The sequence below is a fragment of the Mycobacterium sp. NBC_00419 genome (assembly GCF_036023875.1).
In the GTDB taxonomy this organism is placed as follows: Bacteria; Actinomycetota; Actinomycetes; order Mycobacteriales; family Mycobacteriaceae; genus Mycobacterium.
The window spans coordinates 793,918-818,139 of sequence record NZ_CP107931.1; the positions used below are offsets into that span (position 1 = coordinate 793,918).

The window sequence follows — 24,222 nt, forward strand, 5'->3', positions numbered from 1 at the left end:
TTCCGTCGGGCAGCGACTAGCCTTGCTCAGATGGTGACGCCAGGCCTGGGGGTTGCGACGGGGATGGCGCGTCGATGATCTTCAAGGGTGTCCGCGAAGGTAAGCCGTACCCGGACCATGGTTTGACCTACCGCGACTGGTCGCAGATTCCGCCACGACAGATCCGCCTGGACGAGCTCGTGACGACCACCACCGTGCTGGCGCTGGATCGGTTGCTGTCGGAGGACTCGACGTTCTATGGCGACCTGTTCCCGCATGCGGTCAAGTGGCACGGCGTGGTGTACCTCGAAGACGGCCTGCACCGGGCGGTGCGTGCCGCCCTGCGTAACCGCACGGTGCTGCATGCGCGGGTCTACGACATGGACGCCGGACCCAACGGCCAGTACTAGTCGTCGAGCACGTCGCGCACCACGGCATCGGCCAGCAGCCTGCCCCGTGGGGTCAGGATCAGCCGGTCGGCGCCGGCCGTCAGCAGGCCTTCGGCCACCGCTTGCCGTGCCCGTGCCTGCTCGGAGTCGGTGAGAACGTCGAGCGGCAAGCCGCTGCGTAATCGAATACCCAACAGCACATCCTCGACGTGGCGATCGTGGGCATCGAGGAGCTCGAAATCGGCTACCGGCATTCGCTTTTCGCCGAGCAGCTCCGCGTAAGCATTGGGATGCTTGACATTCCACCACCGGGTATCGCCGACAAAACCGTGCGCCCCTGGGCCCACACCCCACCACTGGCCGCCGTTCCAGTAGCCGAGGTTGTGCAGGCACTCACCGCCGGGCTTGCTCCAGTTGGATACCTCGTACCAGTCGAAGCCCGCCGCCGACAGCCACGCGTCGAGGAGTTCGTAGCGCTGCGCCAGCACGTCGTCGTCGGGCCGGGCCACCTCGCCGCGCCGAACCCGCCGGGCCAGCGCGGTCCCCTCCTCCACCACCAGTGCATAGGCCGACACATGGTCAACGTCGGCGGCGAGCACCGCGTCGACCGACTCGCGCAGGTCGTCGTCGGACTCCCCCGGCGTGCCGTAGATCAGATCGAGGTTGAGGTGCTCGAAACCGGCCGCCCGCGCCTGCGCCGCCGCCTGCAGCGCGCGCCCCGGGGAGTGGGTCCGGTCCAGCGTCGCCAAAACGCGGGGCACCGCGGACTGCATGCCCAGCGACACCCGCGTGTAGCCGGCATTGCGGATCTGGTCGAAGAACGCCGCCGAGGTCGACTCGGGGTTCGCCTCGGTGGTGACCTCGGCGTCGGCGGCCAGCGAGAAGTGGGCCCGGATCGCGTCCAGTACCGCCGTCAGGCCGGCGCCGCCCAGCAGGGACGGCGTGCCACCCCCGACGAAGACGGTGTCGATTGTCACGTCGCCGAGCATGTCGGCGGCCATGGCGAGTTCGGCCCGGGCGGCGATGAGCCAGCCCTCCGGCGTGGCACCGCCGAGTTCCCCGGGGGTGTAGGTGTTGAAGTCGCAATACCCGCAGCGGCTGGCACAAAAGGGCACGTGAACGTAGATGCCGAACGCCGTGCCCTGGGCGATGGTGAGCTCGGGCGCAGCGGCCGGAACGGGGCGAACCGACATGCTGCCAGTGTCGCAGACCCTAGTTTTACTCACCGCGAGCACAAATCTGGCCCGGTTGGGGGGATCGCGCGTGTTCGTGGCAGAATGGCCGGCATGGCTGCCCCTCAGACACTGCGCAACGGTGTGCTGGTGGCTCGGCGGCATGTTGATTTCAAGCGCGTCTGTACCTGTTGTTGTCTGGCTTGACGCCGTAGAACCGCCCACCTGTACTTCAGCTGGCCGACGGATCTGCGCCGCCGGAACAGCTCACCGGTGATCAGCGCACTCCCAACGCCGGCTCCTTGACTCCAGGAGCATCGATTCATGACCCAGCCGACCAAAGCGGACCGACCTGCCAAGCGTCCTAAAGGCGAAGGCCAGTGGGCCCTCGGCTACCGGGAACCGCTCAACGCCAACGAGCAGAGCAAGAAGGATGACAACCCGCTCAATGTGCGGGAGCGCATCGAGAACATCTATGCCAAGCAGGGCTTCGACAGCATCGACAAGGGTGACCTGCGCGGCCGCTTCCGCTGGTGGGGCCTCTACACCCAGCGCAAACCCGGCTATGACGGCACCTGGACCGGTGACGAGAACACCGACATGCTCGAGGACGAGTTCTTCATGCTGCGGGTGCGCAGCGACGGCGGCGCACTGACCACCGCAGCGCTGCGCACGCTCGGTGGGATCTCGACCGAGTTCGGCCGCGACACCGCCGACATCAGCGACCGCGAGAACGTGCAGTACCACTGGATCCGCGTCGAGGACATGCCGGAGATCTGGCGCCGGCTCGACGAGGTCGGGCTGCAGACCACCGAGGCCTGCGGCGACTGCCCACGTGTGGTGCTCGGGTCGCCGCTGGCCGGCGAATCCCTCGACGAGGTTCTCGACGGCACTCCCGCGATCGACGAGATCGTCCGCCGCTACGTCGGCAAGAAGGAGTACTCCAACCTCCCGCGCAAGTTCAAGACGGCCATCAGTGGTCTGCAGGACGTGGTGCACGAGGTCAATGACGTGGCGTTCATCGGGGTCAACCACCCCGACCACGGCCCCGGTTTCGATCTGTGGGTCGGCGGCGGCCTGTCGACCAACCCGATGCTGGGCCAGCGAGTGGGCGCCTGGGTTCCCCTCGACGAGGTGCCCGATGTCTGGGAAGCGGTGGTCAGCGTGTTCCGCGACTACGGCTACCGACGGCTGCGCGCGAAGGCCAGGCTGAAGTTCCTGATCAAGGACTGGGGTATTGAGAAATTCAGGGAAGTCCTCGAGACCGAATACCTCAAGCGGCCGCTGATCGACGGGCCGGCACCTGAGCCGGTCGCCCGCCCGATCGACCACGTCGGCGTGCAACGGCTTAAGAACGGTCTCAACGCCGTCGGAGTGGCGCCCATCGCGGGCCGCGTGTCCGGCACGATCCTGACGGCGGTCGCCGACCTGGCGCAGGCCGCAGGCTCCGATCGGGTCCGGTTCACGCCGTACCAGAAGCTGGTCATCCTCGACGTCCCCGACGACAAGCTCGAGGAGCTGCGGGCCGGTCTCGATGCGCTCGGTCTGCCGTCGGCGCCGTCGCACTGGCGGCGCAACCTGATGGCCTGCACCGGAATCGAGTTCTGCAAGCTGAGCTTCGCCGAGACGCGGGTGCGCGCCCAGAGCCTGGTGCCCGACCTGGAGAAGCGCCTCGAGGACATCAACGCCGCGCTGGACGTGCCGGTGACCGTCAACATCAACGGATGCCCCAACTCGTGCGCCCGCATCCAGATCGCCGACATCGGGTTCAAGGGACAGATGGTCGACGAGGGCGACGGACCGGAGGAAGGGTTCCAGGTTCACCTGGGCGGCAGCCTGGGCCTGGACAGCGCCTTCGGCCGCAAGCTGCGTCAGCACAAGGTGCTCTCCAGCGAGCTTGGCGACTACATCGAGCGGGTCGTGCGCAACTTCGTGAAACAAAGACACGACGGCGAGCGTTTCGCCCAGTGGGCGCTGCGCGCTGATGAGGCTGATTTGCGATGACCATTGGGGTGCATGAGATGACCGAGACCGACCTGCGGGCATTGGCAGAGCGCGGTGCCGCCGAGTTGGACGGTGCCAGCGCAACCGAACTGCTGGCCTGGACCGACGAGCATTTCGCCGGTAACTACGTGGTGGCCTCCAATATGCAGGACGCCGTGCTGGTCGACCTTGCCGCCAAAGTGCGCCCCGGGGTCGACGTGCTGTTCCTGGATACCGGCTATCACTTCGCCGAGACCATCGGCACCCGCGACGCCGCCGAAGCCGTCTACGACATCACCGTGGTGAACGTGACCGCCGAGCACAGCGTCGCCGAGCAGGATCGGCTGCTGGGCAAGGATCTGTTCGCCCGCGATCCCAACGAGTGCTGCCGGCTGCGCAAGGTGACACCGTTGCGTAAGGCGCTGCAAGGCTATTCGGCCTGGGCGACCGGTATCCGCCGGGTGGAGTCACCGACCCGGGCCAACGCACCGCTGATCTCCTACGACGAGGCCTTCGGCTTGGTGAAGATCAACCCGCTGGCGGCCTGGACCGACGAGGACATGCAGGCCTACATCGACGCCAACGGTGTGCTGGTGAATCCGCTCGTCGACGAGGGCTACCCGTCGATCGGCTGCGCACCGTGCACGGCCAAGCCGGTCGAGGGTGCCGACCCGCGCAGCGGACGCTGGCTCGGCTCGGCCAAAACCGAATGCGGACTGCACGTTTCGTGAGACTCGTTCTCACCGCGCACGGCAGCGCCGATCCCCGTTCGGCGGCGACCACGCACGCCGTCGCCGACCAGATCAGGCTGCTACGCCCGGCGCTCGACGTGACGGTGGCGTTCTGCGAGAAGAACTCTCCGAACCTTCGCGACGTTCTGTGCACCACCGATGGGCCGGCTGTCGTCACTCCCCTGCTGTTGGCCAGTGCGTACCACGCCCGGGTCGATATTCCGGAGATGATCGCCGACGCCGGCGCCGATGTGCTGCAGGCCGACACGCTCGGTGAGGACCCGCGCCTCGTCCAGGTGATGCGTGAACGCCTGGCGCAGGCCGGTGTCCCCGGTGACGCGCCCGACGTGGGCGTGCTGGTCGTGGCGGTCGGTTCGTCGCAGCCGCAGGCCAACGCCCGCACCGCAACGCTGGGCGACGCACTGGCCGACGGGGCAGGGTGGGCCGGGGTGCAGGTGGCCTACGCCACCGGGCCGCAGCCCTCGGTGCTCGACGGGATCGACCTTCTGCGGGACCGTGGCGCGAGCCGGGTGGTTCTGGCGCCGTGGTTCATCGCGCCGGGCCGCATCACCGACCGGGTAGCCGAGATCGCCAGTGCCGCAGGGATTGTGATGGCAGCGCCGCTGGGCGCGCACCCGTTGCTCGCACAGGCGGTGCTGGACCGGTACGACGTGGCCGTGGCCCAGCGGGCCGCGGCCTAGCCTGCAGCGACCTGCACTTCACCGGCTATCGGCGGCACCCGGGTGGCCCGCACGTAGACGGTGTCACCTTCCTTCAGACCGAGTGCCTCGGCATCGCCGCGGGTGATCTGGGCGATGAACGGCGCGCCGTTTGTGGCACTGGTCAGTTCCACCCGAACCTCGAAGCCGAGGTAGGCCACGCGGTCGATGGTGGCGCGTACGACACCGGTGGATTCCGCGGTGCCATCGCCGGCCGCGATGGCCAAGTCCGGGCTACGGCCCACCCGAATATCGTGCGGGCGCACCAGGATTCCGTTCAGCGCCGACACGGTGCCCAGGAAGGACATGACGAACGCGTTGGCGGGACTGTCGTATACGTCGGTCGGTGAGCCCACCTGCTCGATGCGGCCCTTGTTGAGCACCGCGATCCGGTCGGCCACGTCGAGCGCCTCGGCCTGATCGTGAGTCACCAGCACCGTCGTTACGTGCACTTCGTCGTGCAGGCGGCGCAGCCAGGTCCGCAGATCCTCGCGGACCTTGGCGTCCAGCGCACCGAAGGGCTCGTCGAGCAGGAGCACCTCGGGGTCGACCGCAAGTGCCCGGGCCAGCGCCATCCGCTGCCGCTGGCCGCCGGAAAGCTGGTTTGGGTAACGGGTTTGGAAGCCCGCCAGCCCGACGACCTCGAGAAGGTTGTCCACCTTCTCCTTGATCTCGGCCTTCGGCTTCTTGCGGATCTTGAGTCCGAACGCGACGTTGTCCCGCACGGTCAGGTGCTTGAAGGCGGCGTAGTGCTGGAATACAAAGCCGATCCCCCGCCGCTGTGGCGGCACGTTGGTGACGTCTTTGCCGTTGATGGTGATGGTGCCGGTGTCCGGCTGGTCGAGGCCGGCGATGGCACGCAGCAGTGTGGACTTGCCCGAACCGCTGGGACCCAGCAGGGCCGTCAGCGACCCTGAGGGCACCACGAAGTCGACGTTGTCCAGAGCGACGAAGTCCCCGTAGCGCTTGTTGGCGCCGGCGACGGTGATCGCATTGGTCATGACAGTTCCAATCTTGTCTGGCTCACTCGGCGGTGGCTCCGGTGCGCCGCGCATCGAGCACGACCTGAACCACGAGGACGATGACCGCCACCGCCATCAGCAGTGTCGATACGGCATAGGCGCCGTACTCGGCGCCGCGGGTGTAGCGGTCGGACACCAACAGGGTCAGCGTCTGGGACTTACCGGGCAGGTTGGACGACACCATGATGACGGCGCCGTACTCGCCGAGGGTCCGGGCCACGGTGAGCACGATGCCGTAGGTCAGGCCCCACCGAATCGACGGCAGGGTGATCCGCCAGAACGTCTGCCACCAACTCGATCCCAGTGTCGCGGCGGCCTCTTCCTGGTCGGTCCCGAGTTCATGGAGCACCGGCTCGACTTCCCGGATCACGAACGGCACGGTGACGAAGATGCTCGCGAGCACGATGCCGGGGAAGCCAAAGATGATCTTGAAGCCGAGGCTGTTCTCCACGAAGCCGAACACCCCGGCGGTGCCCCACAGCAGGATCAGGGCCACACCGACGACGACCGGCGACACCGCGAACGGCAAGTCGATGATCGCCTGCAGAGCGGACTTGCCGCGGAATTTGTTGCGCGCCAGCACCAGTGCGGTCGGGACGCCGAAGATGACGTTGAGCGGTACGACGATCGCCACCACCAGCAGCGACACCTGCAACGCCGACAAGGCGGCCGGGGTGGTGATCGATCCGAAGAACGCACCGAAGCCGGGGGCGAAGGTGCGCCACAGGATCAGCCCGACCGGCACGAGCACGAGGATCAGGATGTAGGCGAGCGCCGTGTAGCGGGCCAGGTAGCGCACCAACGGTGAGGGAGTCATGACGCCAAGGCCTCCCGTTTGGCGGCCCGTGACCCGATCGTACGAAGGATGAAGAGCACGACAAACGAGATCAGCAGCAGCACAATCGAAATCGCTGCCGCACCGGTCCGGTCGTCATTCTCGATCAGGGTGCGAATCCACTGTGAGGACACCTCGGTCTCACCCGGCACGGCGCCACCGATGAGCACCACCGAACCGAACTCGCCGATGGCGCGGGAGAACGCCAGTCCGGCACCGGACAGCAACGACGGCAGCAGCGCGGGCAGGATCACCCTGGTGAAGATCACGGAGTTGGTGGCGCCCAATGACGCCGCTGCCTCTTCGACTTCCCGGTCGAGTTCGAGCAGGACCGGCTGAACCGAGCGCACCACGAATGGCAGCGTGACGAACAGCAGGGCGATCCCGACACCCCACTTGGTGTGCTGCAGCTGCAGATCGACGGGACTGTTAGGGCCGTAGAGCGCCAGCATCACCAGGCTCGCGACGATGGTGGGCAGCGCGAACGGTAGGTCGATCACCGCGTCGACCAGGCGCTTGCCGGGGAAGTCGTCGCGGGTCAACACCCAGGCCACCAGCAAGCCGAACACCGCGTTGATCAGCGTCACACCGATCGAGATGGTCAGCGTCACCCGGAACGATTCCACCGCGGCGTTGGAGGTGACCGCGGCCCAGAAGGCGGCCCAGCCACCCTTGGCGGACTGCCAGACGATCGCCGCCAGCGGCAGCAGGACGATGACGCTCAGCCAGATCGACGCGGCACCGACCCGCAGCCGGGTTGTGCCGTGCCGGCGGGACAACAAGCCGGGCGGCCCGCCCGAGCCACCACCGGTGAGCTCGGGTCGGACCACCTGGGGATTCGGCTCGACAGCTGCTGTCATCCAGTGGCCTGCTTGTAGATCTTGGTGATCGAGCCATTCTCCTTGTCGAACAGCGCCGGATCCACCGTCTTCCAGCCGCCCAGGTCGGAGATCGTCCAGAGCTTCTCCGACGGCGCCGGGAAGTCAGCGGCGAAGGCCGCGGCGACCGCCGGGTCGACCGGGCGGAAGCCGGCCTCGGCCCAGATCTTCTGCCCCTCAGGGGTGTACAGGAAGTTCTTCAGCGCGGTCGCCTTGTCCTGATGGGCGCTGGTGGTCACGACAGCCACCGGGTTCTCGATCTTGAAGGTCTGCGGCGGGATGATGTGCTCGACATCCTTGCCCTGACGTTCGACGTTGATGGCCTCGTCCTCGTAGCTCAACAGCACGTCACCGGTGCCCTGCAGGAACACGTCGGTGGCCTCTCGGCCCGAGCCCGGGCGGGTCTTGACGTGCTCGCTGACCAGCTTGCTGACGAAGTCCAGACCGGCCTGCGGGTCCTGGCCGCCGTTGCTCTTGGCCGCGTAGGGCGCGAGCAGGTTCCACTTGGCCGAACCCGAACTCAACGGGCTGGGGGTGACGACCTCGACACCGGGTGCCAGCAGGTCGTCCCAGTTCTTGATGTTCTTCGGGTTGCCCTTGCGGACGACGATGGCCACCACCGACCCGAACGGGATGCCCTTGGTCGCGTCCGCGTTCCAGTCGGCGGCGACCTTGTTCGCTTTCACCAGACGGGTGACGTCAGGCTCGACGGAGAAATTGACGATGTCGGCGGGCTTGCCGTCCACCACCGCGCGTGACTGGTCACCGGACGCGCCGTAGGAGGTGGTGACGCCGACACCCTTGCCCTCAGGGGTGGCCGCGAAGGCCGGGATGATCTTGCTCCAACCGGGTTCGGGCACTGCGTAGGCGACCAGCGTCAGCGTGGTGTCGGCCTTGGTCCCGCCGTCCCCGCCTGCGACGTCACTGGAGCCGCCGCCGCACGCTGCGAGCACGGTCGCGGTGACGGCAAGCGCCGCCGCTGCGCGCCAGCGGCTGGGGATCGAGGTGACTCTCTTCATTGGGGGCCTTTCTCATTGCGGGATCGGAAGGGATCGAACCCGTGCAACGGAATGGCAGGGAATGTCTTTGTGTCATCAGCGAATTGCCGTGACCAAGACCGACACCAGACCGCAGACGGGCAGGGGTGTCAGCGACAACAAGCAACATCAGCAACGGCGCGAGCACCGACGGCAATGAGCGCCAAGATATGGCCCTCGCCGTAACCGGTCGCCGATTGCATGGCGCGAAGCTTAACAGAGTTCTGTTACAGGGCGACTCGGGCGTCAGCGGTTCAAGAACCACACCAGGACGACGAGAATCAGCAGCGCCACTAGGGCCAGAGTCACCCGTGATCGGGGCATCCCGCTCATCGGTGCTGCCCGTCGCCGCGACGGATCCAGTGCAGCGCTTTGATGCCGTTGCCCAGCGCAAAGTCCACTGTGACCGCGATCCCGTAGGCCAGCGCCAGAACCACCGGCATCACGATGATCACCTGCGGGACGAACCCGAGCCCGGAGAGCCACAACTCCACGCCGTCCCACCAACTCAGGATCCCGGTCACGATCACCACCTTATGCCGACGCCGCAAACCCAGTTGCGATCTCCGTGAGCAGCAAAGTTACGGTTCGGCCTACAAGTAGACGCCGGGCGTCTGCGCGGTCGATGATGTCTGGATGGTTCTGCAAGCCCAGCCTGCGGGCGAGGACACGGCCGCGCCGGCCTATCAGACGCCCACGCCGCTGTCCGCCACAGCCCCGGTGCCCTACACGCCGGGAGGGCCGCTGCGTAACCCGTTCCCGCCGATCGCCGACTATGCCTTCCTGTCGGACTGCGAGAACACCTGCCTGATCTCCTCAGCGGGCGCCGTCGAGTGGCTGTGCGTTCCGCGGCCGGACTCCCCCAGCGTCTTCGGCGCCATCCTCGACCGCGGGGCCGGGCATTTTCGGCTCGGGCCCTACGGTGTGTCGGTTCCGGCCGCGCGCCGCTACCTGCCCGGCAGCCTGATCCTGGAAACCACGTGGCAGACCCACACCGGTTGGGTAATCGTGCGCGACGCGCTGGTCATGGGTCCCTGGCATGACATCGACACCCGGTCACGCACGCATCGCCGGACACCGATGGACTGGGACGCCGAGCACATCCTGCTGCGCACCGTGAAGTGCGTCAGCGGGACCGTCGAACTGGTGATGAACTGCGAGCCGTCCTTCGACTACGCCCGGGTCAACGCCACCTGGGAGTACTCGGCCAACGCCTACGGCGAGGCCATCGCCCGGGCCCGCAAGGACCCCGACGCGCACCCGACCCTGCGGTTGACCACCAACCTGCGCATCGGGCTGGAAGGCCGGGAGGCCAGGGCCCGGACGCGGCTCAAAGAAGGCGACAACATCTTCGTCGCGCTGTCCTGGTCCAAGCATCCGTCGCCGCAGACCTACGAAGAGGCCGCCGACAAGATGTGGCAGACCAGCGAGGCCTGGCGGCAGTGGATCAATATCGGCGACTTCCCGGACCACCCGTGGCGCTCATATCTGCAACGCAGTGCGCTCACGCTCAAGGGACTGACCTACTCGCCCACCGGCGCCCTGCTGGCGGCCAGCACCACCTCGTTGCCCGAGACGCCGCAGGGGGAACGCAACTGGGACTACCGGTACGCGTGGGTGCGTGACTCGACGTTCGCGCTGTGGGGGCTCTACACCCTGGGCCTGGACCGCGAGGCCGACGATTTCTTCTCCTTCATCGCCGACGTGTCGGGCGCCAACAACGGCGAACGCCACCCCCTGCAGGTGATGTATGCCGTGGGCGGCGAGCGTGAACTCGTCGAAGAGGAACTCAATCACCTGTCGGGATACGACAACGCCCGGCCCGTGCGCATCGGCAACGGCGCCTACAACCAGCGTCAGCACGATATCTGGGGCACCATGCTCGACTCGGTGTACCTGCACGCCAAGTCGCGCGAGCAGATCTCCGATCAGCTGTGGCCGGTGCTCAAGGAGCAGGTCGAAGAGGCCATCAAGCACTGGAAGGAACCCGATCGGGGCATCTGGGAGGTGCGCGGGGAACCTCAGCACTTCACCTCGTCGAAGGTGATGTGCTGGGTGGCCCTGGACCGCGGGTCCAAGCTGGCCGAACTCGTCGGCGAGAAGAGCTACGCCCAGCAGTGGCGGGCGATCGCCGAGGAGATCAAGGCCGACATCCTGGCCAACGGGGTGGACAAGCGCGGGGTGCTCACCCAGCGCTACGGCGACGATGCCCTCGATGCCTCACTGCTGCTGATCCCGCTGGTGCGGTTCCTGCCGTCCGACGATCCGAGGGTTCGGGCGACAGTGCTGGCGATCGCCGACGAGCTCACCGAAGACGGGCTGGTGCTGCGCTACCGCGTCGAGGAGACCGACGACGGGCTGTCCGGCGAGGAGGGCAGCTTCACCATCTGTTCGTTCTGGCTGGTGTCGGCGCTGGTGGAGATCGGCGAGGTGAGCAGGGCGCGCCATCTGTGCGAGCGGCTGCTGTCCTTCGCCAGCCCCCTGCATCTGTATGCCGAGGAGATCGAGCCGCGAACGGGGCGGCACCTGGGTAACTTCCCGCAGGCGTTCACTCACCTGGCGTTGATCAACGCCGTGGTGCACGTGATTCGCGCCGAGGAGGAAGCCGACAGCACCGGGGTGTTCCAGCCGGCCAACGCGCCGATGTAGTCAGCCCAGGCGGTCGGCCAGCAGCCGCGCCTCGGCGCGGTCCAGCAGGGTCTTGACGGTCGCCACGTCGTGCACGTCGCCACCGAGGGCGACCGCCAGCTGGCGAGCCCACCGGGTACGCAGCCGGGTCAGGTTGTCGGCGGCCAGCGGGGTCGGGAAGAGGTTGACGCCGCGGGCGTCGTGCGCGTCGGCGCGGCGTTCGACGAAACCGCGGCGCTCGAGCCCTTTCAGGGCGGTGCTGAGGTTGCTGCGCTGCAGGCCGGTGAACCTGGCGACATCGCTGGGCGCGGCCCCCGGGTGGTCGTCGATGTAGCGCATGACGTGCGCCTCCGATGGGGTCAGCACCGTGTCGGGTTCCATCCCCATCCGGAGTTCACGGGCGACGACGAGGATCACCTCGGCGAGGTCGGCTAGCTCACTCTCCATGGACAAATCGTACCGGAATTGATTATGATCACATAGTTATTACTTCATAACTACTTGCTTCAAGGATGGATATGCCGACCGCCGTGACCGAGCCGACCCACACCGCCGAGCGCGACGGATCGATACCGCCATGGCTACTTCTGGTGTTGGCGTTGCTGTCGGCCGTCGCCCCGGTGGCGACCGACCTGTACCTGCCCGCGTTCCCGGAAATGACGGTCGAACTGCATGCCAGTGCCACCGCCGTCCAGTTGACGTTGACCGCATTCCTGCTCGGCCTGACCTTCGGACAACTCGCCTTCGGACCGCTCTCGGACCGGATCGGACGCCGCGGTCCGCTGGTCGCCGGCACCCTGTTGTGCGTGGTCGCCAGCGTAGTGGCGGCGATGGCCCCGACCGTCGGCATTCTGGTCGCGGCACGATTCGCGCAGGGGTTCACCGGCGCGGCCGGAATGGTCATCGGCCGGGCCGTCATCTCCGACCTCGCGACCGGCAAGGCGGCGGCACGGGCTTTCAGCCTGATGATGATCGTCGGCGGCGTGGCTCCGGTCGTCGCCCCCTTCGCCGGTGGACTGCTGGTGGGCCCGGTCGGATGGCGCGGAATCCTGTGGGTCGTCGGCGGTATCGCTGTGGCGATGTTCGTCGCGACGGTCGCGCTGGTGCGCGAATCGCACCCCAAGGAACGTCGAGCCGCCCTGAAAGCGACTGCTGTCGAGGGTGTTTCACCGTGGCACCAACTGCGCTCACGCACCTACATCGGCAATACGCTGGCGTTCGGCTTCGGCTTCGCGGTGATGATGGCCTACATCTCGGCCTCGCCGTTCGTCTACCAGGTGATGCTCGGTCTCAGCCCGACGCAGTACGGCATCGCCTTCGCCATCAATGCGCTGGGACTCACCGCGGTGAGCGCACTGTCGGCGCGCCTGACTGCGAGCATCTCCAGCCGAAAGCTGCTCGGCGTGGGCCTCGGCCTGACGCTGGCGGCGACGCTGACCCTGCTGGGCCTGGTGCTCGCAGGCGCGCCCGTGTGGACGATCGCCATCCCGATCTTCGTGGCGGTGTCCTGTCAGGGTCTGATCCTGGGCAACGCCACCGCGCTGGCACTGGCCGCGGTGCCGCAGGCAGCCGGCTCCGGCTCAGCGGGGCTGGGCGCCTTGCAGTTCGGACTCGGAGCGGCCGTCTCTCCGCTCGTCGGTCTCGGCGGCGAGCACACCGCTCTTCCGCTCGCCGTGGTCATGGTGACGCTGTCGGTCCTGGCGTTGGTCGCCTACCTCAGCGGCCGCAAGCTCAGCTGACCAGCGGCCGGCCCAATGGCAGCGCGCGCCCTCCGGTCTCCTCCCACAGGGTTGCCACGTAGAAGTAGACGACGAAGGCCACGAAGGCGAACACGAACCAGCCGCCCGCCCTGGTCGCCACCGCACTGCCGGTCACCGTTCCGATCAGCAGCAGGATCAGCGCGACGTCGACGATCGCGAGCAACAGCGGGTAGGTCCACGGCAGCCGCAGTGTCAGCACGGTGAGCAGACCGATGGTCAGCAACCAGCTGGCCAGCCACAAGGCCGTGGTGTCCTGGACAGCGTCGGCCGGGATGCCGAACCAATCGTGGGTGAATCCCAGGGACAGGACCGAATAGCTTCCGTAGAAGCCGAAGAACACACCGTAGACGGTGGCATTGACGTTCTGCCCCAGTGCCGCCGACCAGATCGTGGTGATCAACAGGCCCACCGTGGTTGCCGACAGCAGGATCGGCACCGCGGCCGAGCCTGCCGTGATGATCCCGGTGTTGGTGAATCCCAGGCCCAGCGCGCCGGCGATGATGAGCGGCAGCCCCAACACGCCGGGATTGCCCTGGGGTTGGCGTGTGATGGTGTCCCCGAGTGCAATTCGCTCGATCTCGGATGCAATGACGGTATCGGTCATGACGACTCTCCTGGTGTCGACCCGGTCAGCCGGCCAGCGCCGGTTCGTGGGCGGCCGAATACTGTTGCCAGGCAACCAGCACCGCCTCCAGCTGCTGCGCCGAGTGCCGCCCGAGACCGCATTCGGTCGACAAGCCGAACTCGGGAAGAAACTCCGCCGCCAGCGCCGCGCGGGCGGCGGCGCCCTGCGCACCATCCTCGGCATGCAGCAGGCCGAGGTAGAACTCGGTGCCCGGTTCCAGTGCGAGGTCGGCCAACGGCTGCCAGTGCGCGCGCTTGGTCCACGCGGCCACGGTCGCGGCCTGGATCGCATCAATGCGGCGCGAAACGTGGCGCGACAGACCGTTAGACACCGCGACGATCGTCGAGGCGTCCCGCGGCAGAATGTGCCGTCCGCCGCGGGCGGCGGCCTCGTCGTTCGGCGGCTCCCCCATGAACGGCGAGGCACCGAACTTCGAGTCGCCGTAGCACAGATGAAAGGTCAGTTCGGCGTCGTCGTGCACCCAGTCCGCCACCCTCGCCGTGGCGGCGAAGATCGGCTCGAATCCGTCGTACGGGTTGTCGAACCAGCCCTCGATCGTCGCCAGTTCCGTCGGCAGATCCCACTGGATCGCCAGGTCCGACGGTGGGATCGCGTCCTGAACGGCATCGACACTGTGCCGCAGCGCCTGTTCATACGCGGCGGCCACCTCGACCCGGTCGTCGAACTCGACAAACGAGTTCACCGCGTTGAAGGGGGTCGGGATCGACACCAGGAACCGCGAACCCTCCTGCAGCACGCCGCTTTCGCGGGCCTGCCGGAACTTCGCATACGACTCCGCGGCGATGCTGTGGTAGTCGACGGGGCCGAAGCTCACCGCGACGCCGGGCCGAACCTTCGCCCGGTCGCCGACCACGTCCAGGGTGGGGTTGTTCAGGAAATGATCCGCCTGGGTGAACACCCAGTTGGCCCGGTCACCGGGCTCCCCGTCGGGAACCCTGCTCACGCCGGGCTGCAGGCGGGAGCCCACGAGACGAAAGGCATCCTCGACGGTCGGGACGTTGATACTGCCGGTGACATAGAACTTGGTCATGAAAACTCCTGTCGGGAAAAGGTTTACAAGAGAACGCCGAGGCGCGGCGGACGGGTGCCGTGCAGCGTGTAATTGCCGAGGTGAACGTATTTCCACCGTGCCGGGTCGTGCAGGGAATGCACACGGACATTGCGCCAGTGCCGATCCAGGGCATGGCGGCGGTCAGTCGCCGAGGCGCCGGCGAGTTCGAACACTCCGCTGGAGATCTCGACGGCAAACTCCTGGGCCAGCGCCTTGGCCGCGGCGACCTGCAGTGAGGCTGCAGCCGCGGAATCCCTGGTCAGCTCCGCCTGCGCCAGCGCGTCGTCGACCAGTCCGGCGCCATGAGCCAACAACGCCTCCAGCGCATACAACCGCGCCGTGAGTTCACCGAACCGCCGGATGACGTGAGGCTCGTCGGCTGCGGAGTCGACCCGGGCCTCGAACCACGGCCGGCTCGTGGTGCGGACGAAGTCGGCACCGTCCTCCAAAGCCGCCCTGGCGATTCCGATGTCCACCGCCGCGTGCAACGCCTGGTCGAATGCACCGAGAACAGACGGTTCGGAGGTGACCGGGTCGGGATCGGGCCCCTCGTCGATCACGAACTGATCGTCGACAACTACACCCTCGAAGACCACCTCGCCACTGGCCGTGCCGCGCTGCCCGAAGGACGACCACTTGTCCAGATGCAGTGCGACACCGGCATCCTCGGGCCGGACGAACACCGTCGCCCCGTGGGCCGGATCGGTGCCGGGAATGCGCGCCGCGACAGCGATCCAGGTCGCACCGAGCGAGCCGGTGGCGTAGTACTTGGTGCCGTCGAGCACCCATCCCCCCTCCGGCCTGCGCCGCACCGTGGTGAGCCTGTCCACCGAGGTGCGGGTGCCGCGCTCCACGCTGGCGTTGCCCAATTGAGCACCGGCCAGCACGTCGGCGAAAATCCTTGGCGCAGGATCACTCTGACCCAGCCCGCGAATCGCTGCCGACAGCACGTAGTGGGACAGCAGCAACTGGCCGACCGCAGAGTCAGCCCGGGACAGGATGCGCAACACCTCGACCGCGGTCGACCGCGGAAGATCGGGCCCGCCGTGTTCGGCAGGCACGATGATGCCCAACAGACCCGAGGTCCCGATCTGGCGGAGTTGCTCGACGGGAAGCACGCCGTCGAGCTCCCGTTGGACAGCACCGGTGCCGATGTCGGCGGCGAGCAGTCGCGCGACCGCTAGGGCCTCGTCGGCCGAGTGCAACACCGGGGCTGAGGTTTGGGCGGTGGTCATGGCAATTCACTCCTGACTAGATATGCGGCGGATGGGTGGGGATGGACATCGGTTGTGCGGGAAAATCATTGGCCACCTACGCGGTTGGGCGATCGGGTTGATGACCAGGAACGCTAGGCGGTGAAATCGCGGAAGCGAGCCGGTGTCAAGCGACGCTGAACGGGTGTGCAGGAATGCTGTACACCTCGTCGGCGGCGAGCCGCGCACCAACCGCCTGGATCAGGGCGACCAGAGCTGCCAGTGCCGTTCCGCGCCCTGGCGGCTCGGCGGTCGCGACCGCGATCCGGCGTACCGGACGCCGGCCGGCGACCCGTCGCACCGCCACGTCCGACCGCGATCCGGCGGCTGCCAGCGAGGGCACCAGAGACACCCCGAAGTTGGCGGCCACCAAACCCTGCACGGTGGCGTAGTCCTCCGCCCGGAATGTCACCGAAGGCGCGAAACCGGCGTGGCGACAGGCATTGTGGAACACCCGGGTATCCGGACAGGTACCGGTCGCCGAGCTCACCACCCACTGATCGGATGCCAGGGCCGGCAGCGGCACTTCAGCTGCCGCGCTGAGTCGATGATCGGACGGCAGGACCACGAAGAACTCGTCGTCGTACACCGGGACGGCGACCACGTGCGGGTACTGACTGCGTTCGCCGGGGACTTCGGTGATGATCGCCGCGTCGACTCCCCCGGCGGCGAGCAGGGCGACGCCGTCATCCGGATCGGCATCGACGATGGCCACGCCGGTGCCGGGATACCGGCTGCGAAACCGCGCCAGGGCGCGGGGCAGGATGGCCGCGGCAGCACTGGTGAACGACGCCACCCGCACGACATCGGGCCCCGCCGTGGCCAGTCGGGCAAGATCACGCTCGGCGGCACCGATGGCATCGAGGATCCGCTCGGCGTGCTCGAGCAGCCTGGTGCCTGCGGCGGTGACCTGAGCGCCCGATGGGCCGCGCACCAACAGGGCGGCTCCGATCTCACGCTCCAGCGCCGAGATCTGTTGTGACACTGCCGAGGTCGTGTAGTTCAGGGTGACCGCGGCGCCGGACAGCGAGCCACACCGCGCAACCTCCTGCAGAACCCGCAGCCGGCGCACATCGAACACCTTGTTCAAGCTAGCGTCGGGGGTGCCACGCGCCCATGGTTGTGATCAACACGAAGAAATCAATATGCCGACGCGGGGCCCGCGGGCTTGATCCCATGGTGCAGTTCGGCGACGTCGGGGTGCGCTCGGGTCCGCGACTTCCAGGCGTTCTCGCCGTAGGTGTTGAAGATGGGATTGTTCGGGTCGGCCTCGACACCTCGGGAACGGGCCGCCAAGTCGGGCGGCAACGCGATGATCGGGACGGTCGCGTCCAGACCGGGGTTGACGAAGTACGGGATGGACACCCGGTCGGTGCCCGGCTGCGGCGCCAGCACCCGGTGGCGGGTGGCGCGTAGATAGCCGCCGGTGGCGACCTCGAGCAATTCCCCGATGTTTACGACGAAGGCGCCGGGGACGGGCGGGACGTCGAGCCACTGGCCATCGGACAGCTCGACCTGTAAGCCGGTGGTTCCTGGTTCCAGGAGCAGCAAGGTCAGCACACCCGAATCTTTGTGCGTACCAACGCCTTGCCGGTAGTCGTCTCTGCCCGGGTAGCGGACCACCTTGATCAGGGTTGCGGGCCGGTCGGCGAACGCCGGATCGAAGGTGTCCTCGGCAGCCCCCAGTGACGCCGCCCAGTGGCGCAACAGCCGCAACCCCAGAGCGGAGAGGCTGGCGTCCCAGGCTTCGAACGCCGCCCGGAAACCCGGCGGCGAGGACGGCCACAGATTGGGGCCCTGCAGCCGCCAGTAGCCGGTCGCACCGTCGATCGCCGGGCGTTGCGGGCCGATGTCGATCTGCTCACGCCAGTCGACCGTTCCATTGGTCAGTTCACCACCGAGGCGCGAGTAGCCCCGGAACTGGGGGCTTTTCAGCTGACTGATCTGAGCCTTGGCCTCGGCCGGCAGCGCGAAGAACTCCCGCGCCAGCGCCAGCACCTGTGCGGCCTGCTCGTCGCCGACGCCATGGCCCACCAGATAGAAGAAGCCGAAGTCGTGAGCGGCCTCGCGCAGCCGCGACCGAAAGGCCTGCGGGTTACTGTCGGCCTGCGTCAGGTCGAGTACGGGGAGCACGTGCGCCATTGTGCGGTACCGGCGGTGAACACCGCCACGGGCTTTCACGACAACTGCACGGGTGTGAAGCAGGTCGACACGGCGGAATCCCCCTCGGATCATCGTGCATCGATCTCTTGTCCCGGGACGGCGGCCACGGCGACGATGAGTCCATGAGCTACCGCTACGTTGACACCTCGCGCCGAGTCATCGATCTGGCGACCGGCATTCTGGTCGGCCTGCGGGGCTGCTCGGAACAGGAGGCGTTCGCCGAACTGGTCGCCGCCGTCCACCGGACCGGGGTCGGTCTCGGCGCGATCGCCCGCGCGCTGGTCGCCATCACGGGGCCCGCGGACCAGTCGGTGCCCCACCAGGCCGAGGCGTTCGACCTGTGGGCCGATCTGCTCGCCGCCCGTACGACGGCGTTCGCCACGCGATAGCTCGACTGGTCAGGCCTTGAGCTGGTCGGACCCGAAGATCACCGCCGACCACACCGACAGGCCGATCGCCAGTGCCCACACCACAGCCAGCGCGGCACCGGCGCTGACATCAGCGTGTCCGAGCAGCCCGATCCGCTCCACCTGCACCAGCCAGAAGACCGGGTTGACCCGGCTCAGCAGATCCCAGACGTGCGGCAGCTGCCGCACCGAATAGAAGACGCCGCCCAGGAAGCCCAGGGGCAGCAGGATGATCGACTCCATCGAATAGACGTGGTCGAGCGACTTGGCCAGGCTCCCGGCGATCACACCGGTCTGGGCCGCGACCACCAGAACCCCCAACGTGCCGATGGCGAAGACCAGCGGGCGGGCCACCCCGGCAATGTGGGTCAGCGGCAGGGCGATCGCCAGAACGGCGGCACCGACGATGGTGCCGCGGGCCAGCCCCCCGGTCACCAGTGCCGCATTGATCTCCCACCATCGCAGTGGGCTGGCGAACACGTCATGGATGTACTTGTCACGACGGGCTTCGAACAGACTCGTTGTGCCGTTGAAGAACCCGACGTTGACGATGGCCTGGGCGAACAGCCCGGGAACGATGAACTGCCCGTAGAGAATTCCGTCGATCCCGTCCACGTGGTTGCCCAAGGCCGAGCCGAACACGATGACGAACAGGATGGTGGACAGTACGGGGCCGACGATCGTGTACTGCCAGATGTTGAGGAAGCGCAGGATTTCCCGCTCGGCCAGCCACAGGAACGGTGCCCGCTCGAATGCCACTCGGGAACTGCTCATCGGGCCCCCTCGCGGCTGATGACCCGGTGGTAGACCTCGGAGATGTCCCGCGCCCGGTGCCGTCGGCGCAGTGTGGCCGCAGAGCCCCGGTCGACGATCCGGCCGGCCACGATCAGGGCGAACTCGTCGCAGAGGGTCTCGGCTTCCTCGAGATAGTGGGTCGTGAGCAGGATGGTGGTGCCGCTTGCGTTGAGTTCCTTTGTCAGTCGCCAGATTTCGGTGCGCAGCGCAACATCGACACCGGCGGTGGGCTCGTCGAGGATCAGCAACCGCGGCCGGTGCATCAATGCGCGCGCCAGCACCAACCTGCGTTGCATGCCGCCGGAGAGTTCGTAGGCCCGCGCGGTGCTCTTGTGCCCCAGTTCGAAGAGCTCCAGTAACTCGTCGGCGCGACGGCGCGCCGACACGCGCCCGATCCCGTGGTAGCCGGCGTGGTAGACCAGCAGTTGGCGGACCGACAGGAACCGGTCGAGGTTGATCTCCTGTTCTGCCAGTCCGATCAGGCGGCGCGCGGCCCGGGTCGTGTGATCGTGACCGAAGACCCGGAGTTGCCCGTCGGTGGGACTGACGATGTTGCAGACCGATCCGATGAGCGTGGTCTTGCCGGCGCCGTTGGGTCCCAGCAGACCGAAGATGGTGCCTTCAGGCAGTTCGAGGTCCAGGCCGTCGACTGCAGTGAAGCCCCCGCGGTAGACCTTTCGCAAGCCCGTGATCGACAGAGCGGCCGGCGCAGGTTGAGCAGATGTCACAGGAGGAAGTGTGCACCGTTGCCCCAGAGAGCGTCGGCTCAGGTCGGCCGATCTAGTTGCCCTGCCCACCCCGGCCCAGTGACGCCAGATCGGCCACCGGGTCGGCACGGTTGATCAGCCAGTCACCGAGGATGCGGGCTTTGTAGACCCGCGGATTGTGCGAAGCCAAGGTCCGCGCGTTACGCCAATGCCGGTCCAGCCCCAGCTGTTCGGACACCGCTGAGGCGCCGAGCGCATCGAAGACGCGTGTGGTGGCCGACAGCGTGGCGGCGATGATGACCAGCTGCGCCTGGTCGACGGCGACCTCGGCGTCGATCAGGCGCTGACGGGCATCGGCGGGGTCACCGCTGATCCTGCCTTCGACGATCCGGTCCAGGGAGCGGCTGCTGCGCGCGAGTGCGGATTCCGCCGCGAACACATCCGCCGAGACCTCCCCGATCACCTGAAGCAGCTGGGGGTCGGCGGCCGGTACCGGCGTCAGGCCCTGCGGATAGTTCCTGATCCGCTCGGTCAATGCCGTCGATCCGTCCCGCAGTGCGGCTTTGGCGATTCCGGTCAGCACCGAGTGCATCGCGTTCTGGTAGAAGTGGCCCTGATAACTGAACCGATCAGTAGCCGGGAACACGTCCCCGCGATCGGCGCGCGCACGGTCGTAGCGTGCCGTACCGCTGGCGGTGGTGCGCTGACCGAAACCCTTCCAGTCGTCGATGAGGGTGACCCCGGTGTCGTCGCTGCGGACCAGTGCCGTCAGCAGCTCACCGTCGTCGCCGCGCCCGAGGACATCGAGCCAGTCCGCGTAAAGGCTGCCTGTCGCATAGTATTTCGCGCCACTGACCAGCCAGTGGTCGTCCTCGGCGGTGATGGTCGTGGTGAGGTTGGCCAGTGGAACATTGTTGGCCTCGGTCCATCCGCCGCCGACGAACTCACCGCCGAGGAAACGTTTGATCCAGGTGTCGTTGCCGTCGGTGACCGAGGCGTTGAGCCTGTCCTCGACGAAGGCCAGATGGTTACGCCAGATGTGGGCGACGTTGGCGTCGGCCTCGGCCAGGTCCGCGAGAAGCAGGAACGTCTGCTCCAGGGACGCACCGAACCCGCCGTTGGCAGCCGGAATACGGATGGTTCCGAAGCCGGCGTCGTTGAGCCAGCGAACCTGCTCGTAGGGAAACACCCGGTCGCGTTCACGTTCGACGTTTGCCTCGGCGATCTTGTCGAAGATCGGGCCGAACACCGAGGACAGCCCGGTATCCGAGGCCGTCGGAACCGCCAGGTAGGTCGTGGATTCGGTCATGACTGCGTCCCCGTGGAATCGATGCGATAGGCCGACTGATGCGACACCGTGGCATAGCCGAGGCGCCGGTAGAGCAGGTGCGCCTTGCTGCGGTTGTTGATATCGGTGCCCAGTGACGCGGCGGTCAGACCGCGCCGCAACGCGGCCAGCCATATCTTGCGCAGCAGAAGTTCGCCGATGCCGTGCTTACGCAGGTCGGGCCGGACTCCGATGTAGTCGGTGTGGGCAGTGCGCTCCTCGCCGGGCGCTGTCCCCGAGGTGTACGTGGAGCCCAGCACATAGCCGACGACCTCGCCGCGGTCGTCGAGGGCGGCATTGCTGAAATCCGGTGCGAATGAGCGGCTGTGAATATGGTGCTGCCAGTCCTCGGGTGTCTTCGACATGTTCCCGAAGTGCTCCAGGAAGGTCAGGTGCTGCAGCTCGCGCACCTGTTCGCCCAGACCGCGGCTGACGATCTCGGGCCAGCCGATCACCGCGATGCCCGGAATGCCGGCCTGCGCCAGCGCATCCCGATCCTCGTTGTGCAGCGGTTTGCGAACACCGACGAACTGAGCCTCCTGCACCGCCCCCCGCCGCTTGAGGGCATCGATCACGTCGGTCTGGTCATCACCGAGGATGACGCGGAAGAACGACCCCGGGATGCCGGGCGCTTCGCGTTCGAAGCGGTGCACCGTCAGACCGACGACGTCGTCGACGATGTCGGAGGGCACCTCGCTGTCGAAGACGAAGTCACCTAGGAGCTCGGGTTGTTCGCCGTGCGGGTGGTGTACGGCGGCATACCCGCGGATCCGGGCGCCACTGTCCCGGACCACGCGCGTCTGGAAGGCCCCGTCCAGCTGCTCGGCCACATCACGGGAGTCGGCGGCGAACTTGCGGCCGCCCAGCCCGGGGGTGGTCGCCAGAAAGTCGGCGATCAGCGGATGGTCGACGGAGGCGACCGGGTCGACCGACCAACTGCCGGTCACCGAGATGTCGAGCAGTGTCATTTCTTACTCCTCGGCGGCGGGACCGAGATACCCACCAACGTTGCTTCGTTGAGCCAGCTCAGCTCGATGCTCTCCGGTTGCGGCACCTCACGCGGAGGCGTTGCGGCAGCGAGCCATCCGGTACGGATAGCGGAGAAGAACAGTCGGGATCTGCCGCCGCTCATGGCGCCACCACCTGCTTGTCGCGGTCGTCGTCCTGCTTAGCCGCCTCGTCCTGCGTGGGTGCCTCCTCGGCGAGCACCTCGAGGATGCCCTCGTCGATCAGCCGCTGCTGTTCGGCCGCCGACAGCGTCTGGATGGTGCCCAGGCGGGCCGCCACCTCGGGGCGGGTCGTGCGCAGGTAGAAGTACCAGAGCAGACCGACCGCGAGCAGACCGAAGAAGACGAACGGCAAGATGTTGAAGGGGAACTCCGGGGCCGGGTAGAAGCTCGAGAAGATCACGTAGCCGATTCCGAGGGTGGCGGCCACCGACACCAGAAGACGGATGGTGGTGAGCGCATTGATCTTTCGTAGCCAGATCGGGGTCGCGATAGCTACCAAGAGATAACTGACCAGGAAGCCCCAGTTGGCCACGTAGGCACCGTAGACGTCGAACACCAGCCGGCCTACCGAGCTGAAAGTGGCGAAGACGGCGAACACCACTGCCAACGCGCTCACGATGGCGATGCCGACCCACGGGGTCTTGTACTTGGGGTGCACCCGGGTCAACGCGCGCGGAAGCGCTCCCTCATGAGCCAGGGTGAACAGCGCACGCGCAGCGGCGGTACTCACCGCCGTGACGAAGACGATATAGGCGATAGCCACTGTCGCACTGACGATGTGGTTCACCCAACCCACGCCGGTGATGCCAGCCAACTGCGGGAGCACCGCCTTGTCACCATCGATCGCGTCGAAGTGCAGGACCTGGGGATAGGTGGTGAACAGGTAGAGCACACCGATCAGCAGCACCACCCGCAGCAGCGAGCGGGCGATGTTCTGGTGTGCGTTCTTCGCTTCCGCGCCCAGCGCTGCGACGCTCTCGAACCCGGCATAGGCGCCGACAGCGGAGACCCCCGCCGCGATGGTCGCTCCCGAACTCAGATGGCTGAGGCTCCACTGCTCGGTGTCGAAACGCCAGCCGTAGCTGACGTAGGACGCCACGATGATCACCAGAATCGACGAGATCGCGATGACCTCGAAGATGAGCTCGTACTTCGCCGCGATGCCGACCCCCCGCAACGGTAGGTAGGTGGCGACAGCCACCACCACGACCACCAGCAGCAGACGGAACCAGCTGGCCTCAGAACCCAGACCGATCGACTCCAGGAACGCATCGAGGTAGAGCACTCCGCCCAGAGTGCCCGTGACGGAGAATCCGATGTAACCGATCAACAGGCTGAATCCTGCGGCGTAGGCGAATCCGGGGCCCAGACCGTTGCCCGCGTAGGTGCCCAAAGATCCGGTCGATACCGTCCGCTTGGCCTGAAAGCTGATGGTGATGGCGATCAGTACGGTCAACCCCAGACCGATCACCACCGCCCACGATGCGCCCTTGCCGGCCAACGCGAACAAGGAGAACGGCACGGAGGCGATCGCGACGCTGGGCGCCGCCGCGGCCAGGCCCTGGGCGAACACGCCCCAGGGGCCCAGGGCTTCTCGTTCCAAGCCGGTGGATTCGGCCGCCGTCAGCGGACGGCCACCGAGTCCGATGTGTGATGTGGACATGATGTTGCCTCTCTGAACCCGGCGTGTATCACCGACGCCACGCAAGCGCCTGGCACGCAAGGGTTTT

Annotated in this window: 25 protein-coding genes; 7 read left to right on the forward strand and 18 right to left on the reverse strand. The window is 67.0% G+C overall.

The features are described 5' to 3' along the window. The first annotated feature begins 74 nt into the window (after positions 1 to 74). Complete coding sequence (locus OG976_RS03845; RefSeq protein WP_328358103.1) at positions 75 to 389, forward strand: type II toxin-antitoxin system VapB family antitoxin; 315 nt, start codon at positions 75 to 77, stop codon at positions 387 to 389. Here the strand turns inward: OG976_RS03845 and hemW are convergent. Next, positions 386 to 1,561 carry a radical SAM family heme chaperone HemW gene (gene hemW, locus OG976_RS03850; RefSeq protein WP_328358106.1) on the reverse strand — a complete coding sequence of 392 codons (1,176 nt, stop codon included), beginning with the start codon at positions 1,559 to 1,561 and terminating at the stop codon, positions 386 to 388. The genes OG976_RS03845 and hemW overlap by 4 nt on opposite strands. A 303-nt stretch (positions 1,562 to 1,864) precedes the next feature. Between hemW and OG976_RS03855 the strand changes: the two genes are divergently transcribed. Genes OG976_RS03855 through OG976_RS03865 form a run of 3 tightly spaced genes read left to right on the forward strand, consistent with a single transcriptional unit; the run spans position 1,865 to position 4,955 of the window. Continuing rightward, the gene (locus tag OG976_RS03855) at positions 1,865 to 3,544 is read left to right on the forward strand and encodes a nitrite/sulfite reductase (protein ID WP_328358109.1); all 1,680 of its coding nucleotides are present in this window, start codon (positions 1,865 to 1,867) and stop codon (positions 3,542 to 3,544) included. Continuing rightward, the gene (locus OG976_RS03860) at positions 3,541 to 4,254 is read left to right on the forward strand and encodes a phosphoadenylyl-sulfate reductase (RefSeq protein WP_328358112.1); all 714 of its coding nucleotides are present in this window, start codon (positions 3,541 to 3,543) and stop codon (positions 4,252 to 4,254) included. Before OG976_RS03855 ends, OG976_RS03860 begins: the two co-directional genes overlap by 4 nt. Continuing rightward, positions 4,251 to 4,955, forward strand: a complete 705-nt coding sequence (locus tag OG976_RS03865) for a sirohydrochlorin chelatase (RefSeq protein ID WP_328358115.1) — start codon at positions 4,251 to 4,253, stop codon at positions 4,953 to 4,955. The genes OG976_RS03860 and OG976_RS03865 overlap by 4 nt, the downstream gene beginning before the upstream one ends. On the opposite strand, the gene OG976_RS03870 is transcribed toward OG976_RS03865, so the two are convergent. The 6 genes from OG976_RS03870 to OG976_RS03890 form a co-directional block, all read right to left on the reverse strand. Continuing rightward, a complete protein-coding gene (locus tag OG976_RS03870) occupies positions 4,952 to 5,974 on the reverse strand; it encodes a sulfate/molybdate ABC transporter ATP-binding protein (RefSeq protein ID WP_328358117.1) in 1,023 nt (340 codons plus the stop codon). The genes OG976_RS03865 and OG976_RS03870 overlap by 4 nt on opposite strands. A 22-nt stretch (positions 5,975 to 5,996) precedes the next feature. After that, entirely contained in the window at positions 5,997 to 6,812 is an 816-nt protein-coding gene (cysW, locus tag OG976_RS03875; protein WP_328358119.1) for a sulfate ABC transporter permease subunit CysW, read from the reverse strand. Beyond that, on the reverse strand, positions 6,809 to 7,690 hold the full coding sequence (gene cysT / locus OG976_RS03880; protein ID WP_328358122.1) for a sulfate ABC transporter permease subunit CysT: 882 nt from the start codon (positions 7,688 to 7,690) through the stop codon (positions 6,809 to 6,811). The genes cysW and cysT overlap by 4 nt, the downstream gene beginning before the upstream one ends. Next, positions 7,687 to 8,727 (reverse strand): sulfate ABC transporter substrate-binding protein, encoded by a 1,041-nt coding sequence (locus OG976_RS03885; protein ID WP_328358124.1) that lies wholly within the window; start codon positions 8,725 to 8,727, stop codon positions 7,687 to 7,689. The genes cysT and OG976_RS03885 overlap by 4 nt, the downstream gene beginning before the upstream one ends. Before the next feature lie 128 nt (positions 8,728 to 8,855). Then, positions 8,856 to 8,948, reverse strand: a complete 93-nt coding sequence (locus OG976_RS26810; protein ID WP_442930422.1) for an Ms4533A family Cys-rich leader peptide — start codon at positions 8,946 to 8,948, stop codon at positions 8,856 to 8,858. A gap of 126 nt (positions 8,949 to 9,074) precedes the next feature. Further along, the gene (locus OG976_RS03890) at positions 9,075 to 9,269 is read right to left on the reverse strand and encodes a hypothetical protein (RefSeq protein WP_328358126.1); all 195 of its coding nucleotides are present in this window, start codon (positions 9,267 to 9,269) and stop codon (positions 9,075 to 9,077) included. A gap of 112 nt (positions 9,270 to 9,381) precedes the next feature. Here OG976_RS03890 and OG976_RS03895 point away from each other — a divergent pair, with 112 nt between their 5' ends. Continuing rightward, positions 9,382 to 11,394 (forward strand): glycoside hydrolase family 15 protein, encoded by a 2,013-nt coding sequence (locus OG976_RS03895; protein ID WP_328358129.1) that lies wholly within the window; start codon positions 9,382 to 9,384, stop codon positions 11,392 to 11,394. Here OG976_RS03895 and OG976_RS03900 read toward each other — a convergent pair whose 3' ends face one another. Then, positions 11,395 to 11,820 carry a MarR family winged helix-turn-helix transcriptional regulator gene (locus OG976_RS03900; RefSeq protein WP_328358132.1) on the reverse strand — a complete coding sequence of 142 codons (426 nt, stop codon included), beginning with the start codon at positions 11,818 to 11,820 and terminating at the stop codon, positions 11,395 to 11,397. A gap of 71 nt (positions 11,821 to 11,891) precedes the next feature. On the opposite strand from OG976_RS03900, the gene OG976_RS03905 reads away from it, so the two are divergent. Then, positions 11,892 to 13,112, forward strand: a complete 1,221-nt coding sequence (locus OG976_RS03905) for a multidrug effflux MFS transporter (RefSeq protein ID WP_328358135.1) — start codon at positions 11,892 to 11,894, stop codon at positions 13,110 to 13,112. On the opposite strand, the gene OG976_RS03910 is transcribed toward OG976_RS03905, so the two are convergent. The 5 genes from OG976_RS03910 to OG976_RS03930 all read right to left on the reverse strand — a co-directional run bounded on the left by OG976_RS03910 (position 13,105) and on the right by OG976_RS03930 (position 18,216). Further along, entirely contained in the window at positions 13,105 to 13,737 is a 633-nt protein-coding gene (locus OG976_RS03910) for a GPR1/FUN34/YaaH family transporter (RefSeq protein ID WP_328358138.1), read from the reverse strand. The two genes, OG976_RS03905 and OG976_RS03910, sit on opposite strands and share 8 nt — an antisense overlap. A 25-nt stretch (positions 13,738 to 13,762) precedes the next feature. Next, positions 13,763 to 14,809 (reverse strand): hypothetical protein, encoded by a 1,047-nt coding sequence (locus OG976_RS03915; protein ID WP_328358141.1) that lies wholly within the window; start codon positions 14,807 to 14,809, stop codon positions 13,763 to 13,765. Positions 14,810 to 14,832: 23 nt separating this feature from the next. Beyond that, a complete protein-coding gene (locus OG976_RS03920) occupies positions 14,833 to 16,065 on the reverse strand; it encodes an acyl-CoA dehydrogenase family protein (RefSeq protein WP_328358144.1) in 1,233 nt (410 codons plus the stop codon). Positions 16,066 to 16,210: 145 nt separating this feature from the next. After that, on the reverse strand, positions 16,211 to 17,164 hold the full coding sequence (locus OG976_RS03925; RefSeq protein WP_328358147.1) for a LysR family transcriptional regulator: 954 nt from the start codon (positions 17,162 to 17,164) through the stop codon (positions 16,211 to 16,213). Between the two features lie 59 nt (positions 17,165 to 17,223). Then, complete coding sequence (locus OG976_RS03930) at positions 17,224 to 18,216, reverse strand: isopenicillin N synthase family dioxygenase (protein ID WP_328358150.1); 993 nt, start codon at positions 18,214 to 18,216, stop codon at positions 17,224 to 17,226. 152 nt (positions 18,217 to 18,368) lie between these two features. Between OG976_RS03930 and OG976_RS03935 the strand changes: the two genes are divergently transcribed. Then, the gene (locus OG976_RS03935) at positions 18,369 to 18,635 is read left to right on the forward strand and encodes an ANTAR domain-containing protein (protein ID WP_328358153.1); all 267 of its coding nucleotides are present in this window, start codon (positions 18,369 to 18,371) and stop codon (positions 18,633 to 18,635) included. A gap of 9 nt (positions 18,636 to 18,644) precedes the next feature. Here the strand turns inward: OG976_RS03935 and OG976_RS03940 are convergent, their stop codons facing one another. The 5 genes from OG976_RS03940 to OG976_RS03960 form a co-directional block, all read right to left on the reverse strand. Beyond that, on the reverse strand, positions 18,645 to 19,427 hold the full coding sequence (locus OG976_RS03940; protein WP_328358156.1) for an ABC transporter permease: 783 nt from the start codon (positions 19,425 to 19,427) through the stop codon (positions 18,645 to 18,647). Further along, the gene (locus OG976_RS03945) at positions 19,424 to 20,176 is read right to left on the reverse strand and encodes an ABC transporter ATP-binding protein (protein ID WP_328358159.1); all 753 of its coding nucleotides are present in this window, start codon (positions 20,174 to 20,176) and stop codon (positions 19,424 to 19,426) included. The genes OG976_RS03940 and OG976_RS03945 overlap by 4 nt, the downstream gene beginning before the upstream one ends. Before the next feature lie 52 nt (positions 20,177 to 20,228). Further along, positions 20,229 to 21,464: an acyl-CoA dehydrogenase family protein gene (locus OG976_RS03950; protein WP_328358162.1), complete on the reverse strand. Its 1,236-nt coding sequence runs from the start codon at positions 21,462 to 21,464 to the stop codon at positions 20,229 to 20,231. Beyond that, positions 21,461 to 22,450, reverse strand: a complete 990-nt coding sequence (locus OG976_RS03955; protein ID WP_328358164.1) for a GNAT family N-acetyltransferase — start codon at positions 22,448 to 22,450, stop codon at positions 21,461 to 21,463. The genes OG976_RS03950 and OG976_RS03955 overlap by 4 nt, the downstream gene beginning before the upstream one ends. A gap of 160 nt (positions 22,451 to 22,610) precedes the next feature. Further along, positions 22,611 to 24,155 (reverse strand): APC family permease, encoded by a 1,545-nt coding sequence (locus OG976_RS03960; protein ID WP_442930423.1) that lies wholly within the window; start codon positions 24,153 to 24,155, stop codon positions 22,611 to 22,613. Positions 24,156 to 24,222 lie beyond the last annotated feature (67 nt).

Bases quoted from the DNA above. Each gene is read 5' to 3' on its own strand.
- OG976_RS03845 (WP_328358103.1), top strand. From the start codon at position 75: ATGATCTTCAAGGGTGTCCGCGAAGGTAAGCCGTACCCGGACCATGGT.
- hemW (WP_328358106.1), bottom strand. From the start codon at position 1,561: ATGTCGGTTCGCCCCGTTCCGGCCGCTGCGCCCGAGCTCACCATCGCC.
- OG976_RS03855 (WP_328358109.1), top strand. From the start codon at position 1,865: ATGACCCAGCCGACCAAAGCGGACCGACCTGCCAAGCGTCCTAAAGGC.
- OG976_RS03860 (WP_328358112.1), top strand. From the start codon at position 3,541: ATGACCATTGGGGTGCATGAGATGACCGAGACCGACCTGCGGGCATTG.
- OG976_RS03870 (WP_328358117.1), bottom strand. From the start codon at position 5,974: ATGACCAATGCGATCACCGTCGCCGGCGCCAACAAGCGCTACGGGGAC.
- cysW (WP_328358119.1), bottom strand. From the start codon at position 6,812: ATGACTCCCTCACCGTTGGTGCGCTACCTGGCCCGCTACACGGCGCTC.
- cysT (WP_328358122.1), bottom strand. From the start codon at position 7,690: ATGACAGCAGCTGTCGAGCCGAATCCCCAGGTGGTCCGACCCGAGCTC.
- OG976_RS03885 (WP_328358124.1), bottom strand. From the start codon at position 8,727: ATGAAGAGAGTCACCTCGATCCCCAGCCGCTGGCGCGCAGCGGCGGCG.
- OG976_RS26810 (WP_442930422.1), bottom strand. From the start codon at position 8,948: ATGCAATCGGCGACCGGTTACGGCGAGGGCCATATCTTGGCGCTCATT.
- OG976_RS03895 (WP_328358129.1), top strand. From the start codon at position 9,382: ATGGTTCTGCAAGCCCAGCCTGCGGGCGAGGACACGGCCGCGCCGGCC.
- OG976_RS03900 (WP_328358132.1), bottom strand. From the start codon at position 11,820: ATGGAGAGTGAGCTAGCCGACCTCGCCGAGGTGATCCTCGTCGTCGCC.
- OG976_RS03905 (WP_328358135.1), top strand. From the start codon at position 11,892: ATGCCGACCGCCGTGACCGAGCCGACCCACACCGCCGAGCGCGACGGA.
- OG976_RS03910 (WP_328358138.1), bottom strand. From the start codon at position 13,737: ATGACCGATACCGTCATTGCATCCGAGATCGAGCGAATTGCACTCGGG.
- OG976_RS03915 (WP_328358141.1), bottom strand. From the start codon at position 14,809: ATGACCAAGTTCTATGTCACCGGCAGTATCAACGTCCCGACCGTCGAG.
- OG976_RS03920 (WP_328358144.1), bottom strand. From the start codon at position 16,065: ATGACCACCGCCCAAACCTCAGCCCCGGTGTTGCACTCGGCCGACGAG.
- OG976_RS03935 (WP_328358153.1), top strand. From the start codon at position 18,369: ATGAGCTACCGCTACGTTGACACCTCGCGCCGAGTCATCGATCTGGCG.
- OG976_RS03940 (WP_328358156.1), bottom strand. From the start codon at position 19,427: ATGAGCAGTTCCCGAGTGGCATTCGAGCGGGCACCGTTCCTGTGGCTG.
- OG976_RS03950 (WP_328358162.1), bottom strand. From the start codon at position 21,464: ATGACCGAATCCACGACCTACCTGGCGGTTCCGACGGCCTCGGATACC.
- OG976_RS03955 (WP_328358164.1), bottom strand. From the start codon at position 22,450: ATGACACTGCTCGACATCTCGGTGACCGGCAGTTGGTCGGTCGACCCG.
- OG976_RS03960 (WP_442930423.1), bottom strand. From the start codon at position 24,155: ATGTCCACATCACACATCGGACTCGGTGGCCGTCCGCTGACGGCGGCC.